Source organism: Rhodococcoides sp. S146-33 (genome assembly GCF_059489205.1).
Genome location: NZ_JCAJWY010000001.1, coordinates 1,195,042 through 1,209,967 on the forward strand (window position 1 = coordinate 1,195,042; position 14,926 = coordinate 1,209,967).

The window sequence follows — 14,926 nt, forward strand, 5'->3', positions numbered from 1 at the left end:
GCGGCGTTCGCAAACACATCAGGGCTTACGAAAGTGCTCTCGACGGCCGAGCCCACGCAGCCGAAACCACTCTGCCAGACCGCGAGGGTTTCTGGTGGTGATCAGGAAGAACCAGGTGAACCGAATCCACTCCTGCGGCAAGAGCTTTCGCATTCCGGGCTGCGACATCAGGTAGCCACGGTTGCGGTAGGTGAAGTAGCGCTTGGTCGCATCCTCGGGGTACTGCGTGTGCATCCGGCCACCGAGGATCGGCTTGAACTCCTCGGCCCCGTTGGGGTGGACGTAGGCGGTAGTGAGGCACGTACCGAACTTCAGGCCGGAACGCTGCAATCGTCGATGTACTTCCACCTCGTCGCCGCGGACGAACAGCCGCAGATCGGGCACGCCCACCGCGTCGATCGTCGAGGCCTTGAACAGCGCACCGTTGAACAGGGACGCGATGCCCTCGAGGAGGTCGTCGTCGGGATTCTCCGGGTCGATCAACTCCGACCGAAGCCGACGCCACTCGACGCCGCGCCGCAGCGGAAACGCCAAGCGATCGGGATCATCGATGTCGCACACCACGGGAGAGACCTCGTCGAGTCCGTGTGCGAGCGCGCAGTCGTACAGGGTCTCGAGCACCTTCGGGCCCTCGGGGCGGCCGTCGTCGTCGGCGAGAAACACCCAATCAGCTCCGAGCGAGAGTGCGTACAGAATGCCGAGGGCGAACCCGCCCGCACCGCCCAGGTTGTGCTGCGAGCCGAGGTACGTCGTCGGCAGATCGAACGATTCCACCAGTTCACGCACAGCGGGCTCGTCGGCATTGTCGACGACGACCAGATGATCGAGGGGACGAGTCTGCGCACCGATGACGTCGAGCGAGAGAGCCAGCAACTCACGGCGCTTGTGCGTGACGATGACCCCGACAATCTTGTCAGGCACCGGCTGCATCTTCCCGCTCGATCTCCTTCAAGATCTGGGCGACGTGGTCTCCCGCGTCGTTTCCCTCGTAGGCCCGCACCACGTCCTCGATGCCGCCCTGTTGCCGAATCTGGCCGTGATCGATCCACATCGCGGTGTCGCACAGCTGAGCCAGAAATTCGTTGGAGTGGCTGGCGAACACCAGAATTCCCGAGCGCTTCACCAATTCCTGCAGTCGGTGGCGCGCCTTCTTCATGAACTCTGCGTCGACGGCACCGATGCCCTCGTCGAGCAGCAGGATCTCCGGGTCGATGCTGGTGACGACGCCCATCGCGACGCGCACTCGCATACCCGTCGAGTAGGTGCGCAGCGGCATGTCGAGGTAATCGCCGAGTTCGGTGAAGTCGGCAATTTCGTCCATCTTCGCGAGCATCTGCTTGCGCGTCTGGCCGAGGAACAGGCCACGAATGATGATGTTCTCGTAACCGGAGATCTCCGGGTCCATACCGACGCCCAGATCGAACACCGGCGCGACGCGGCCCCGGATGGTAGCGCTGCCCCGCGTCGGCTCGTAGATGCCCGAGAGCAGCCGCAGCAGAGTCGATTTGCCCGCGCCGTTGTGACCCACCAGGCCGACGCGATCGCCGTCCTTCAGGTTCATCGTGATGTTCTTGAGGGCTTCGACGACGACGACGTCGGACGAGTTGCGGTCGATGGCACCGCCGGCTTTACCGAGGAATGCCTTCTTCAGTGACCGCGTCTTGGCGTCGAAGATCGGGAAGTCGACGGATGCGTCATGGGTACTGATGCTGATGGACAACTGCTGACCCCTAAACCCAGTAGGGCACGCGGGCCCGGTACTTCTTGAGAGCGAGAATGGCCAGCGCCCAGCCGACGACGGTGAAGCCGAGCACGATGTACCAGTGATACGCCTGCTGATCTTCGCCGATCAGCGGGGCGCGGATGATGTCGAGGTAATGGAACAGCGGGTTGATCTCGACGAGCTTGGCGCGATTGGCGGCCTCGCCGCCCATCTGCTGCAGGCCCGAGGTGGTCCACACGATCGGCGTCATGAAGAACATCAGGGTGACGAAGCTGCCGAGGATCGGGGCGATGTCCCGGTAGCGGGTGGCGATGATGCCGAACAGAATCGACACCCACACGGCGTTGAGCAGAATCAACGCCAATGCCGGGATCGCGAAGACCACGGTCCAGTGCAGGCCGCCGGGCGGCCAGAAGATCGCGATGATGATCACGTAGATCAGCAGGTTGTGGCCGAGTAGCAGCAGCTGACGCCACACGAGTCGATATACGTGCACGCTCAGTGGACTGGGCAGCTGCTTGATCAGGCCCTCGTTGGCAACGAAGACGTCTCCGCCTTCGAGGATCGCTGCACTGATGAGGTTCCAGATGATGAGCCCGACGGTGACGTGCGGCAGGAACTCGCGCAAATCGATGTTGAGCAGAACCGAATACAACAGACCCATGGCGATGGCTTGCACACCAGTGGCGATGGTGATCCAGAACGGACCGATCACCGACCGCCGATAACGCTGCTTGATGTCCTGCCAGCCGAGATGAAGCCACAGTTCGCGCTGATTGAAACCGGTTCGCAGATCGCCGAACGCGCGCCGATAAGTCTGTGAGTCCGAAACCGGAGCAGGCATCTGTTCTCCTGCCTCGCTCTCGGGATCCTTCGCTGGTGCCGACACGACGGTCGACACTACCCGTCGCGACAACCTGGCTCACCCCGCACGGTTTCTACAAGTACTGGCCGGTACCGCTGCCGCCGTGGCCGCCGGCTGGTGCGCCCATCACACCGGGAGGCAACGCGCCCTGACGCATCTGTTCGAGTTGGGCGCGGGCGGCCATCTGCTGCGCGAACAGGGCCGTCTGGATGCCGTGGAACAGTCCTTCGAGCCAGCCGACGAGCTGCGCCTGCGCGATCCGCAGTTCCGCGTCGGTGGGGACCACGTCGTCGCCGAAGGGCAACACCAGACGCTCGAGCTCGTCGCGCAGTTCCGGTGCGAGTCCCTGCTCGAGTTCGTGGATCGATGACTTGTGGATTTCCTTGAGACGCGTCCGGCTGGCGTCGTCGAGCGGAGCGGCGCGCACTTCCTCGAGCAATTGCTTGATCATCGTCCCGATGCGCATGACCTTGGCGGGCTGCTCGACCATCTCCGACAGGCCCGACCCGTCGTCGGAATCCTCGTTCGTCGACGATCCGGCGGCGCGGGCTGCTGCGGCCGTCGCTTCCTCGCGGCTCAGGGCCAGCGGTTCTCCATTGGGGCCGATCACTACGACGTGGTCATCGGGAGCACTGTTCGACTCGGATTGGGTCATGTATCCATCTTGACGCGTCGCTCGCCGTTGCGCGATCGTCCGGGACGATTATCCTGGTTCGGTCGTCGGGAACAGTAGTTCGTCGAGAAAACAAAGCGGCTCGTCGAAAAATTTGTGGAATCAGGGAGGGACCGAGCGTGCGAAGTGGGCAACCGTTCCCTGGCGAAACGGGACGTGGAACACATGCTTCACCGGTCGGCGCTTAGAGTGTCCGGCATGGGGTACGACGTCGCGCGAGTAAGAGGGTCCATTCCCTCCCTCGGCGACCGGTGGATTCATCTGGACCCTCAGCTGGGGATGTTGATTCCAGATCGGGTGTCGACCGCGGTGTCCACGGCGTTCCGGCACAGCGCGTCCAACCATTCGGCGGGTAACACCGCGGCCAAGCGGAGTGCGTCTCTGCTCGACTCCGCTCGTGTCGCGATCGCCGATCTGGTGGGCGCGTACCCGTCCGGAGTTGTCATCGGACCGGACCGCGCGACGCTGTTGTCGTGGCTCGCCGAGTCCATGAGCTCGCGGCTCGGTCTGGGAACCGGGCTGGTGCTCTCGCGTCTCGACGAGGAAGCGAACGTGGCGCCGTGGCTACGGGTAGCCAGCCGAACCGGTGCGCACGTCAAATGGGCCGAAGTCGAAATCGATACCTGCGAGCTGCCCACGTGGCAGTTCGACGAACTCATCACCTCCACCACCAGGCTCGTCGCAGTCACTGCCGCGTCGCCGATCGTCGGCAGCGCACCCGATGTCAGGGTTGCCGCAGATCTGGTGCACGAGGTGGGTGGACTGATCGTCGTCGATGCCGCCGGAGCTGCTCCGTACGCTCACGTCGACATCAAGGAACTCGGAGCGGACGTCGTTGCGATCGACGCTGCTGCGTGGGGTGGTCCGTCTGTCGGCGCGCTGATCTTCCGCGATCCGACGCTGCTGGAACAACTACCGTCGATGTCGCTCAACCCGTCGGCCAAGGGGCCCGAACGGCTCGAGGTCAGCAGTCACCAGTACGCGTTGCTGGCCGGCGTGGTGGCCTCCATCGACTACCTGGCCAATCTCGACGACGCCGCAACAGGAACCCGTCGTGAGCGTCTCGAGCTGTCGATCGGATCGCTGCAGCACTACCACGACGGTCTCTTCGACTACCTGATGAAGGCGCTGAATTCACTGGATCACGTCATGGTGCTGGGCAATGCACCCACGCGGGTCCCCACCGTGAGTTTCACGGTCGAGGGTGTGCCTGCGGTGAAGGTGTCCGAGCAACTCGCGCAGGCGGGAATCGGGAGTGTCAGCGGAGTCCATGGCGGCAGCCGTCTGCTCGACGCCCTCGGCGTCAACGACGAGGGTGGTGCCGTCTCGATCGGCCTGGCCCCGTACACCACCCGCTACGAAATCGATCAGCTCGTGAAAGCGCTCACCGCACTCGCTCTCTGAGAGCGGCTGCGCCGCACGTGCACAGAAGTTCGTAGCCCACTACGAACTTCTATGCACGACCTCGGGCGTACATCACTGCACGCGAAGGATGACCTTGCCGATCGTCTCAGCCTCGTCGAGCATCCGATGTCCCTGCGCCGCTTCGGTTATCGGGATCTCGGCGTGTACGACGGCGGTGACGCGTCCCTCGGAGATCATCGGCCACAGGTGCTCGGTCATGTCTGCGACGATGTTCGCTTTGCTCGACGGCCCCGTCTCGGGTCGCCCGCGCAACCCGGCTGCGTGAACAGATCCGCGCTTGGCGAGGAGTTTGCCGAAGTTCAGCTCGCCCTTCACTCCGCCCTGCATTCCGATGGTGACGACGGTGCCGTCCATGGCCAGTGCGTCGAGATTGCGATCGAGGTACTTCGCTCCCATGTTGTCCAGGATCAGATCTGCTCCGTGATCCTTTGTGTGTGAACGAATTTCGGCAACAAAATCCTGATTCTTGTAGTCGATGAGGATGTCCGCACCGAGATCGGCGCACATGTCCAGCTTGTACTTCGAGCCGGCGGTGACCGCGACGGTGACGCCCATCTGCTTGGCCACTTGAATTGCGTGCGTGCCGATTCCGCTACCACCGCCGTGAATGAGCAGCACCTGGCCCGAACGCATGTGTCCATCCATCACCAGGTTGGACCACACCGTGGACGCGACTTCCGGAAGTGCCGCCGCCACATGCAGATCCAGCCCCAGCGGAATCGGAAACAGCTGAGTTGCGGGCACGGCGACCTGCTCCGCGTAGCCACCGCCGGCCAGGAGTGCACAGACCCGGTCGCCCACGTTCCAACCGCTGACGCCTTCGCCGAGTTCGGAGATGATGCCCGAGCATTCGAGGCCGAGAATGTCGCTGGCACCCGGGGGCGGCGGATAGTTACCTTGACGCTGCATCAGATCGGCGCGATTGATGGCGGTGGCCGAGACGTCGACGATCACCTGCCCGCGGCCCGGACGTGGGTCGGGAACCTCGGTCCATTCCATGACGTCGGGATCGCCGAATTCTTTCAGTGTGATGGCACGCATGTCTCCATAGTGCGCCTCCGGCGCAGTGGTGCGGTTAAGTGCCCTCTGGAGCACTCGACCGCACCACTGCCGCAGGCACTCCTACAGGTCCCAGAGGTTGATTCCGAAGTCCTCGGCGTGCTGGTCGATCTGCGCCAGCTCGTCGTCGGTGAAGTCCAGCTTGTCCAGCGCAGCCACGTTGTTCTCGAGCTGTTCGACGCTCGATGCGCCGATCAGCACCGACGTCACCCGCGAGTCGCGCAGGGCCCAGCTCAGCGCGAGCTGTGCGAGGGATTGCCCGCGGGCGGCGGCGATGTCGTTCAGTGCCCGAAGGTGTCCGATGTGGTCGTCGGTGAGCCAGTCCGGGTTCAACGACTTACCCTGTGCTGCTCGCGAATCCGCAGGAATACCGTCGAGATATCTGTCGGTGAGCATGCCCTGGGCCAAGGGCGAGAACGCAATGACGCCTGCGCCGATCGCGTCGAGGGTGCCCAGCAGCCCGGGCTCGATCCAGCGATTGACCATCGAATAGCTCGGCTGATGAATCAGCAGGGGAACACCCGCGTCGGCGAGCAGATCCGCCATCTTCTGCGTCCCCTCGGGCTTGTAAGAACTGATGCCCGCGTACAGCGCCTTGCCCTGTTGAACTGCGCTGATCAGCGCGCCTGCGGTTTCCTCGATCGGGGTGTCGTGGTCGGGACGGTGGCTGTAGAAGATGTCGACGTGGTCCAGGCGCATGCGCGTCAACGATTGGTCCAGCGACGAGAGAAGATATTTCCGGGAACCACCGAACCCGTACGGGCCTGGCCACATGTCCCAGCCGGCTTTGCTCGAAATGATCATCTCGTCGCGGTAACCGGCGAAATCTTCCGAGAAGATGCGTCCGAAGTTCTTCTCCGCACTGCCGTAGGGCGGACCGTAGTTGTTGGCCAGATCGAAGTGCGTGATTCCCAGATCGAAGGCGCGACGCAAAATCGCCCGCTGGTTCATCAGTGGAACGTCGTCGCCGAAGTTGTGCCACAGTCCCAGCGAGATCGCCGGGAGCTTCGGTCCGCGTGACCCCACGTGCCGGAAGTGCATGGACTCGTATCTGTCGGCTGCGGCAACGTAGGGCGGGTCGATGTTGGGATCTGTCATAACTCGACCCTAGGTCTCGGACTCGAATCGAACATTCAACCAGCGCAAGCTACTCGCCGGTAGATTTCTTGCCTAAGATGTCACGCGTGACGGCCGAACTAGCCATTGGCTCCGGGGGGGATCCGCAGTGGCTCGACACTGCGGAAATGAAAGCATGGCGCGCCTATATGGACGGCGGGCAACGATTGATGGGGGTATTGAACAAGGATCTGCAGGACGGCCACGATCTGTCGATGGCGGAGTACCGAGTTCTGGTGATGCTGTCGGAGTCGGAAGACGGCTCGCTCAGAATGAGCGAGCTGGCCGACGGCGTCCTGTCGTCGAGAAGTCGCTTGACGCATCAGATCAGGAGGATGGAAATCCAGGACATGGTGTCTCGCAGCACCTGCGTCAATGACGGCCGAGGTGTGCTCGCGGTGATCACCGAGGAAGGCCGTCGACGATTGGCGGAGGCGGCACCCACTCATGTGCGCAGTGTGCGCCGCCATCTCGTCGATCTGCTGTCTCCACAGGAAGTCGAAGTGCTCGGCGACATCTTCGAGAAAGTCGACGCCGCTGTGGACACCTCGGCCGCGGCATCGCGACGATGAGGGGCGATTGGGACGCGGGCGGCCCAGCCGTTTAAGATCGCACACGGAAGCGTGGCAGAGCGGCCCAATGCACTCGCCTTGAAAGCGAGAGACGTGTAAAAGCGTCCGGGGGTTCAAATCCCTCCGCTTCCGCCACACGTTCGCTCACGCCCGGTTCACCCGCGAGGTGGGCCGGGTGTTTTCGTATCTGCCGAGGCCTCCTTCCTCTCTGTCGAGGCCTGGATCGAGATCTGGCCGGCGCAGTCCGAATCAGCGTCGATCGTGCACAAGCGCTCGTCGGGCAGGTAAAGCTCGAGTACAGGATTCCCGACGGGTTGGTATCGATCCTGGCTCAGTGGGTACTACCTGCGAATGAGCGAAGAAGCACGGCGAAACGACGGCGACAACGAGGGACCTCTGGAAGAGGAACTCGAGGAAAGTTTCGACGCTGTCGTATCGGAGGGTGCCGAGCGATTGCACCGCACCGTTCGCACAGTCCTGATCACCGGATTCTTCGGTGGGCTCGAAGTTGCTCTGGGTGTGATGGCGTATCTGGCGGTACTGGACGAGACCGACAGTCACCTACTGGCAGGCCTGGCGTTCGGCATCGGTCTGGTGGCCATCTACCTCGCCCATGGTGAGCTGTTCACAGAGGACTTTCTGATGCCGATCGCCGCGGTGGTCGCGCGCGACGGGACTCCCCTGCAGCTGGTGAGGCTGTGGGTCGGGACACTGCTGGCCAATCTGCTGGGCGGTTGGTTCGTGATGTGGCTGATTGAGCACGCGTTCCCGCAGTGGCTCGAGGTGTTGTCCGAGGCGGCACATCATTTCGTCGACGCACCGCTGAATCTTCAGTCGATCTGCCTGGCTGTTCTCGGTGGCAGCACGATGACGCTGTTGACTCGGATGCAGCAGGGAACAACATCCGACGTCGCGCGGATCATCGCCGCCATGGCAGCAGGTTTCCTACTGGCCGGACTGCAGTTGTTCCACTCGATTCTCGATTCCCTGCTGATCTTCGGGGCCATCCACGCGGGTGCCGACGTGAGCTACGTCGCCTGGCTCGAATGGTTCGGATATACGTTGATGTTCAACATCATCGGCGGCGTCGTATTGGTCACCGCGCTGCGCCTGGTGCGCACGAAGGAGCTCGTGAAGTCCGAACGACAGACCGATCCCGAGTAGCGAAACGGCGTCGGAAGTCACGGCCCGACAGTCGACACCCAACGCTGCAAGCTCAACCCGGTCTCGAACCGTCGCATGGATTTCGAGATCGGATCGATGAATTCAATTGCACTGGCAAGCAATTGGAGCGGATTGGTGAAATCGTCGACGGCTCGGTTGGTGGCCGTCGGGTAGAGGTCGTCACCGAGGATCGGCACGCCGAGCGAATTCATGTGCAGACGTAGCTGGTGGGTGCGACCGGTCAGCGGTGTCAGTCGATAGCGGCCGAGTCCGTCGCGATGGTCCAGGAGTTCGACGGTGGTGTGCGCGTTGGGTTCTCCAGCCACCTCGTGGGCAGTGAATTGTCCTCTCTCCGAGACGATTCGACTGCGGACGACAGTGGGCAGGGTCAGGGTGGAATCGTGCGGAGCGATCGCCTCGTACTCCTTGTGAACTTTTCGATCCTGGAATAACGTCTGATATTTGCCACGGAGTGTCGGATCGACGACGAACAAGACCAGACCCGCGGTGACGCGATCGAGTCGGTGCGCTGGCACCAGTTGCGGCAGATCGAGTTCGAGACGCAGTCGCACCAACGCGGTCTGCAGGATGTGTCCGCCGCGGGGGATGGTCGGCAGAAAGTGCGGCTTGTCGATCACCAGTAGCGCATCGTCGCGGTGCACGATCGAGATATCGAACGGCACAACGGTTTCCGTCGGAAGGTCTCGATGGAACCAGACTGCCTCGCCGGGCACGTACGGCGCGTCGGAGGAGATGGGACCGGCCATGTCGACGATCTCGCCTGCGTCGAACATGGCGTCGATCCGGTCTGGAGGAATCCGCTGCTCGGTCGCAATCAGGAAGTCGCGGACAGTGAGCCAGGTGCCGTCCTCGGGCATTCGGACGCGCGCGGGGTCCAGTCCGTGTCGCCTCGCCAGGGGAGGTTGCTGGCGTCGTCTCACCGAGTGAGCGTATCCGCCTGCCGAGATCGCACTTGTGCAGACGAATCAGGGCCATTCGCCCGCACAAGTGCGAATTCGCTACTCGCAGCCGATGCCGTCGTTGTCGCGGTCGAGGTGGGGGCCGTATCCGTACTCGTCCCGGTAGACGGGAGCAGCACCGGCGTCGCGCGCGGCATCGCAGTTCTTGTACTGGAATCCGCTGGGCCGAGGTGCGGGTGCGGGCGCGCCCTGCTGCTGCGGCGCGGGTGCGGCCTGCGGCGGGGGCGGGGGCGCGAAGGCGGGCGGCGGCGGCAGGATGCAGAACTGGGCCGAACCTGCTCCGCACAGGAAATCGGTGATCGGGTCAGCGGCGGCGACGGCGGGGGTAGTGACCAGGGCTGCCGCTGCAATTGCGCTGGAAATGCCGATCTTGACCAGCAGGTTCTTCGTCTTCATGCGACTCCAATTCGAGGGGGTGTGTAGGAGCATCCTTGGCTGGTTCTTGAACTGTCAATCAAGTTCATTCGCTCGACCGACGGCGCCTGTGAGCAGGTCTGAGAGTGGATAGGTAGCGCCGCTGCGTTTGAAAATCCTTATATGGGCGTATGTACGAACGTATGAGCGAAAACGAGCAGGTCAACCAGAACCCCGAGAAGGATCCAGATGATTGGGTCACCGGTGATGAGCCGATGACCGGTCCGCAGAAGAGCTACCTGAGCACCCTCGCTCAGGAAGCGGGCGAAGAAGTTCCCGACGATCTGAACAAGGCTCAGGCGTCGGAAATGATCGACAAGTTGCAGGGTGAGACCGGCCGCGGCTGAATCGACGACAGGAAAGTCCACTCGATGTGACATCGACCCCCGAAAAGTCCACCGAATGTCACATCGAGTGCCCTCCGAACCAAGGCAAAATTCGGTACATCGGACCAGGTAGACCGTTATATCTTCGGTAGATGTAACAAAGGATTACGCAGACTTTTGTACACATCGTTTCGCGGCTACTGTGAGCGGACCCACAGGCTTCGGCGTGTCTACGCAAGGGTGGGTACGTTGTGTAACGGATGTTGTTTGTGTTGCGCCCGATGAGGTGCGCAGGGGGAGGATGGGCAATCAGATGCACCGTCGTGTGTTGGCAGTAGCGGGAACTGCTCTGGCAGTTTCTCTGCTGGGGTCGGGTCTCGCCGGGGCGCAGCCGCTGCCCGGTACCGGCAGTTCCGATGGTGGTGGCGCTGTGCCCGGTATCGAAGCCCAAACCCTTCCGCTGGCGACGGCACGAATCGATCGTGTCGACATGCTCACCGACCGCCGCGCCGCGGTCTGGGTCGAATCGCCCGCCATGGGCCGCGAGATTCAGGTCCAGGTTCTTCTTCCGGCCGCGCAGGCCGCGTCCCGTCCGACGCTTTACATGCTCGACGGTGTCAGTGCGGGCAAGGAATCGGATTACAAGGAAAGCACCTGGACGCAGAAGACCGACATTGTCGATTTCTTCGCGGACAAGCAGGTCAACGTCGTGCTCCCCGTCGGTGGATCGAGCAGCTACTACACCGACTGGAATGTTCCGGATCCAGTGCTCGGCGTGAACAAGTGGGAAACGTTTTTGACGTCGGAACTCCCGCCGCTGATCGATGCGCGTTTTTCCGGCAACGGCACCAACGCAATCGCGGGTGTCTCGATGGGCGCGCAGGCCGCGATGGATCTGATCACCCGTCACCCCACGCTCTACACAGGCGTCGCCGGTCTGAGTGGGTGCTACGACAATTCGCAGACCAACTTCAAGGATGCGGTGCGCGCTACCGTCGCGACCAACGGCGGAAACGCGTCCAACATGTGGGGCGAGAACTCCAACCCGCTGTGGATGCAGCACGATCCCTCCGCCAACGCTGAGGCACTCCGCGGCAAGGACGTCTACATCTCCGTCGGCACCGGGTTGCCCGGCCCGTACGAACTGGGCCCCGGCGGCAGCGGAGTCGAGAGCGCCCTGATGGGTGGGCCGCTCGAGGCCGCGGCGCTGTACTGCATGACCGTGTTCGATACGAGACTGCGTGCACTCGACATTCCCGCTACCACCGTCTACCGGCCCTACGGAATTCACGGCTGGCCGTATTGGCAGGACGACCTGCGTGAATCCTGGCCTACCCTGCAGCGCGCGCTAGGACTGTAGGGCGAACTTCAGAAATGCGTCGTTCTCGTGCGGGTCGCCGATGGTGACCCGCACGCCGTCGTTTCCGTAGGCGCGCAGCAGCACACCGTGCTCGGCTGCACCGGACGCGAATTCTCCCGACTTCTCGGCCAACGGCAGCCAGACGAAGTTGGACTGCGATGCGTTGACGTCGAAGCCGCCTGCCACCAGGGCGTCGCGCACGCGATCGCGTTCGACGATGAGTGCGTCGGTGCGGGCCAGTAGCTCTGCCGAGGCCTCGAGCGACGCCAACGCTGCCTGCTGCGCGATCGTGCTGACCGCGAACGCGATGCGCACCTTGGACAGCGCTGTGATCACGTCCGGGTCGGCCACGGCATAGCCCACGCGCAAGCCGGCGAGTCCGTACGCCTTAGAGAAGGTGCGCAGCACGATCACGTTGCGCCGTCCACGCGCGAGTTCGACGCCATCGACGTGATCCCCGTCAGCGGTGGGACGGGTGTACTCGAAGTAGGCCTCGTCCAGTACGACAAGGATGTTCGACGGCACCGCGTCGAGGAAGGCCTCGAGCTCGGCGCGCCGGACGACGCTTCCGGTCGGATTGTTGGGGTTGCACACGAAGATCAGTCGGGTGCGGTCGGTGATGGCCGCGAGCATCGCGTCGAGATCGTGTACGTGGTCTGCGGTCAGTGGAACCAGCACGGGCGTCGCACCGGCAACGCGCGTGATGATCGGGTAAGCCTCGAACGAGCGCCATGCAAAGAGCACCTCGTCCCCGGGTCCACACGTGATCTGAACGACCTCTTGGCACAGTGCAACCGAACCGTTACCCGCGGCTACATTGTCGGTCGCAACTCCGAGCTTCTTCGCCAAGGATTCGACGAGTGCCGTCGCCCGGATGTCGGGGTAGCGGTTGACGCCGCCGACTGCCTCGGCGATAGCGGCATGCACGCTGGGCAGCGGGCCCTGCGTTGTTTCGTTGCTCGCCAGCTTGATTGCCCCCGGAAAGCTACGGCCGGGAATGTAAGCGGGGATGGCGTCGAGGTCGGGGCGGATGTGCGCGGTCACGGCTGCCATTATGCGCTCAGGTTCGGGGGTTGACTTCTACGTGTCCGTGTTATTGCTATGCGCGACCGGACCGATCGTCCTATCTTCGATAAGTATGTCGGGAATCTTCAGCGACGTCGCAGTCCTTCGGTCCGCCACCGCGCCCACAGTCGGCGCGGACGACGAGGTGGATACGTCCGCACACGAATCTCCGCCGCGGGAGAAGGTGCCGCTGACAGCGGTCGAGCCGGAGGGCACACCGCGCGGCGGAATCGTGGTGCTGCACGAGGCGCGTGAAATTCCGCAGTCTCTACTCGACCTGCTGCGCGCACTGGCGATGGAAGGCTGGCTCGCCGTCGCCCCTAACCTCTTTCATCGGGGTCACGGCGACGACAAGGAAGTCTTCGGCGACGACCTCTTCGCAGACTTCGACGCCACCTCCGACTGGCTGGTTCAGCGCGGGGTCTATCCCGACTGTGTCGGGGTCATCGGATTCGACGACGCAGGAACGGCGGCGTTGATCGTGGCCACCAGCCGTCCGGTCGGAGCGGCGGTCAGTGTTGCCGCGGCGGGCATCGTCGAACCGCTCAACTCCGACGCGGTCGCGTTGGTGGAGGCCGCACCCAAGCTGCAGGCGCCCTGGCTCGGTCTCTACGGCGAGGACGACCCGCACACCCCACCCGATCACATCGAAGCCCTTCGCGACGCTGCCACGCGCGCCTCAGTGGCAACGAACATCGTCAGCTATTCAGGTGTGCAGCATCGAGCCGACCATCCCAGGGAGCAGCCGGGCAGCAGCGACCACACGGACCCGGCCGAGGCAGCTCTCGTCGACGCGCAGACTCGAATCTTCGATTGGTTCGACAGCTTCTTGCGTTGACGAGCAACAAGCATCTTTTACGCGAACGCCGTGCGAACCTGAGGCGTCGACCAGCCGTTTTGCCTTCTGGCCTTTGCCGTGTGTAATCTCTTTCCTCGGCGGTCCGAGAGGGCCGGCAGCCTAGGAGGCGTGCCAGAGCGGCCGAATGGGAGTCACTGCTAATGACTTGTCCTTTCACCGGGACCGGAGGTTCAAATCCTCTCGCCTCCGCCACGAACGGTAGATTTTTACCGTTCAGCTAGACCAGTTGGATAACTGAACATGCGCCCGTAGCTCAACGGATAGAGCACTTGACTACGGATCAAGAGGTTAGGGGTTCGAATCCCTTCGGGCGCACAGAAGAAAGACCCCGAATTGCAGCGATGCGGTTCGGGGTTTTTTCGATCACCGTCCGACCTGCGGCCGGCTCAACACTTACTCAACACATTGGTCGCCCGTCGCCGAGTGAAAACGGCGACGTGTGCGCTGCCCGATTCCCGGTAAGTACGAAATCGGAGCGGTCCGTCAGATGCACCCCAGAAACATATGTTTCGCGCGGCATACGCCTTCAACGGTATACGCGCGTGGTGGGCCTCGCAGCGCCCGAAGAGTTCTTCGACTGGAACGATCGCATCGAGGCGACGGCCGACGCGGGGGATGCTGCGTCGGTGCGGGTGCTTGCTCGGATGACCGATGCGTTGGTGCAGTTGCGGGAGCTCGACGGCGTTCCGGTGGAGAATCGGCCGGACCTCAAGCGGGTGCGGCAGTCGAAGAAGTTTCCGGTGTGGCGCACGGCGCATCCGTTCGATGCGCAGATTGCGCTGCGGTTGATCTGTTGGTTTCCGCCCGGCAGTAGTTCGGTGGTGGTGGCGTTGTTCGCGGCCGACAAGGCCCGGATGGGCGATGTGTTCTATGACGGTGTCGGCGCACGGGCTGATGTCGCGATCGAGCGTTGGTTGCGGGAGACCGCGGAAGGAGAGCAGTGATGAGCGAGAAGAAGTCGTTCCGGCGTGCGAACGACCGGATCGAGCAGTTGCGTACCAAGCCTGTGCTTGCGGAGACGGTGCGCGAGTTCGCGGCCGAGCGTGAGACGATGAACCGGGTGTACGCCGAGGGGTTGGCCGACATTCGCAAGGCCGGCAACCTCACCCAAGTTCAGATGGCTGCGTTGCTCGGGACGAATCAGGGTGCGGTGTCGCGGATCGAGGGCCGCGACGATCTGTTGCTCTCGACGCTGCGGCAGTACCTCGCGGCGACCGGTGCTGTGCACCCGAAGATCGTCGTCGAGAAGGACGGCGTCGAGATCGCATGCGACCTCGACGCATTCGCGTGACTCGCAGTGACCCGGTCGTAAGGGTTCCCAGGCT

General features: G+C 63.0%; 17 protein-coding genes and 3 tRNA genes. 11 read left to right on the forward strand and 9 right to left on the reverse strand.

The features are described 5' to 3' along the window. Nucleotides 1-18: 18 nt before the first annotated feature. From glfT1 to AC5WEY_RS05745, 4 genes are all read right to left on the reverse strand, one after another. On the reverse strand, nt 19-930 hold the full coding sequence (gene glfT1, locus AC5WEY_RS05730; RefSeq protein ID WP_495645042.1) for a galactofuranosyltransferase GlfT1: 912 nt from the start codon (nt 928-930) through the stop codon (nt 19-21). Further along, entirely contained in the window at nt 914-1,714 is an 801-nt protein-coding gene (gene wzt, locus AC5WEY_RS05735) for a galactan export ABC transporter ATP-binding subunit Wzt/RfbE (RefSeq protein ID WP_495645536.1), read from the reverse strand. The genes glfT1 and wzt overlap by 17 nt, the downstream gene beginning before the upstream one ends. A gap of 16 nt (nt 1,715-1,730) precedes the next feature. Next, entirely contained in the window at nt 1,731-2,567 is an 837-nt protein-coding gene (gene wzm, locus AC5WEY_RS05740; RefSeq protein ID WP_200936603.1) for a galactan export ABC transporter permease subunit Wzm/RfbD, read from the reverse strand. A gap of 94 nt (nt 2,568-2,661) precedes the next feature. Beyond that, complete coding sequence (locus AC5WEY_RS05745; protein WP_495645043.1) at nt 2,662-3,243, reverse strand: bacterial proteasome activator family protein; 582 nt, start codon at nt 3,241-3,243, stop codon at nt 2,662-2,664. A 216-nt stretch (nt 3,244-3,459) separates the two neighbouring features. Here AC5WEY_RS05745 and AC5WEY_RS05750 point away from each other — a divergent pair, with 216 nt between their 5' ends. Continuing rightward, a complete protein-coding gene (locus AC5WEY_RS05750) occupies nt 3,460-4,665 on the forward strand; it encodes a cysteine desulfurase-like protein (protein WP_495645044.1) in 1,206 nt (401 codons plus the stop codon). Between the two features lie 72 nt (nt 4,666-4,737). On the opposite strand, the gene AC5WEY_RS05755 is transcribed toward AC5WEY_RS05750, so the two are convergent. Further along, nucleotides 4,738-5,727 carry an NAD(P)H-quinone oxidoreductase gene (locus AC5WEY_RS05755; protein WP_495645045.1) on the reverse strand — a complete coding sequence of 330 codons (990 nt, stop codon included), beginning with the start codon at nt 5,725-5,727 and terminating at the stop codon, nt 4,738-4,740. Nucleotides 5,728-5,808: 81 nt separating this feature from the next. Continuing rightward, on the reverse strand, nt 5,809-6,843 hold the full coding sequence (gene mgrA, locus AC5WEY_RS05760; protein ID WP_495645046.1) for an L-glyceraldehyde 3-phosphate reductase: 1,035 nt from the start codon (nt 6,841-6,843) through the stop codon (nt 5,809-5,811). Between the two features lie 77 nt (nt 6,844-6,920). Between mgrA and AC5WEY_RS05765 the strand changes: the two genes are divergently transcribed. From AC5WEY_RS05765 to AC5WEY_RS05775, 3 genes are all read left to right on the forward strand, one after another. After that, a complete protein-coding gene (locus tag AC5WEY_RS05765) occupies nt 6,921-7,433 on the forward strand; it encodes a MarR family winged helix-turn-helix transcriptional regulator (protein ID WP_495645047.1) in 513 nt (170 codons plus the stop codon). A gap of 45 nt (nt 7,434-7,478) precedes the next feature. After that, nucleotides 7,479-7,568 (forward strand) — tRNA-Ser (locus AC5WEY_RS05770). Between the two features lie 216 nt (nt 7,569-7,784). Beyond that, nucleotides 7,785-8,597: a formate/nitrite transporter family protein gene (locus tag AC5WEY_RS05775; protein ID WP_495645048.1), complete on the forward strand. Its 813-nt coding sequence runs from the start codon at nt 7,785-7,787 to the stop codon at nt 8,595-8,597. A gap of 17 nt (nt 8,598-8,614) precedes the next feature. On the opposite strand, the gene AC5WEY_RS05780 is transcribed toward AC5WEY_RS05775, so the two are convergent. Both AC5WEY_RS05780 and AC5WEY_RS05785 read right to left on the reverse strand, forming a co-directional pair. Next, on the reverse strand, nt 8,615-9,538 hold the full coding sequence (locus tag AC5WEY_RS05780) for a pseudouridine synthase (RefSeq protein WP_495645049.1): 924 nt from the start codon (nt 9,536-9,538) through the stop codon (nt 8,615-8,617). 78 nt (nt 9,539-9,616) lie between these two features. Then, nucleotides 9,617-9,973: an excalibur calcium-binding domain-containing protein gene (locus AC5WEY_RS05785; protein WP_057477973.1), complete on the reverse strand. Its 357-nt coding sequence runs from the start codon at nt 9,971-9,973 to the stop codon at nt 9,617-9,619. 161 nt (nt 9,974-10,134) lie between these two features. Between AC5WEY_RS05785 and AC5WEY_RS05790 the strand changes: the two genes are divergently transcribed. Together AC5WEY_RS05790 and AC5WEY_RS05795 are read left to right on the forward strand one after the other, a co-directional pair. Beyond that, on the forward strand, nt 10,135-10,338 hold the full coding sequence (locus AC5WEY_RS05790; protein ID WP_027494766.1) for a DUF3072 domain-containing protein: 204 nt from the start codon (nt 10,135-10,137) through the stop codon (nt 10,336-10,338). 292 nt (nt 10,339-10,630) lie between these two features. Further along, nucleotides 10,631-11,677 carry an alpha/beta hydrolase gene (locus AC5WEY_RS05795; RefSeq protein ID WP_057478003.1) on the forward strand — a complete coding sequence of 349 codons (1,047 nt, stop codon included), beginning with the start codon at nt 10,631-10,633 and terminating at the stop codon, nt 11,675-11,677. Here the strand turns inward: AC5WEY_RS05795 and hisC are convergent. Then, nucleotides 11,666-12,721: a histidinol-phosphate transaminase gene (gene hisC / locus AC5WEY_RS05800; RefSeq protein WP_057478004.1), complete on the reverse strand. Its 1,056-nt coding sequence runs from the start codon at nt 12,719-12,721 to the stop codon at nt 11,666-11,668. The genes AC5WEY_RS05795 and hisC overlap by 12 nt on opposite strands. 94 nt (nt 12,722-12,815) lie before the next feature. Between hisC and AC5WEY_RS05805 the strand changes: the two genes are divergently transcribed. The 5 genes from AC5WEY_RS05805 (at nt 12,816) to AC5WEY_RS05825 (ending at nt 14,892) form a co-directional block, all read left to right on the forward strand. Continuing rightward, the gene (locus tag AC5WEY_RS05805) at nt 12,816-13,580 is read left to right on the forward strand and encodes a dienelactone hydrolase family protein (protein ID WP_057477974.1); all 765 of its coding nucleotides are present in this window, start codon (nt 12,816-12,818) and stop codon (nt 13,578-13,580) included. A gap of 123 nt (nt 13,581-13,703) precedes the next feature. After that, nucleotides 13,704-13,793: transfer RNA gene (locus tag AC5WEY_RS05810), tRNA-Ser, on the forward strand. Nucleotides 13,794-13,843: 50 nt separating this feature from the next. Further along, nucleotides 13,844-13,916 (forward strand) — tRNA-Arg (locus AC5WEY_RS05815). 227 nt (nt 13,917-14,143) lie between these two features. Then, on the forward strand, nt 14,144-14,545 hold the full coding sequence (locus tag AC5WEY_RS05820) for a hypothetical protein (RefSeq protein ID WP_495645050.1): 402 nt from the start codon (nt 14,144-14,146) through the stop codon (nt 14,543-14,545). Further along, complete coding sequence (locus tag AC5WEY_RS05825; RefSeq protein WP_495645051.1) at nt 14,545-14,892, forward strand: helix-turn-helix domain-containing protein; 348 nt, start codon at nt 14,545-14,547, stop codon at nt 14,890-14,892. The genes AC5WEY_RS05820 and AC5WEY_RS05825 overlap by 1 nt, the downstream gene beginning before the upstream one ends. The last annotated feature ends 34 nt before the right edge of the window (nt 14,893-14,926 follow it).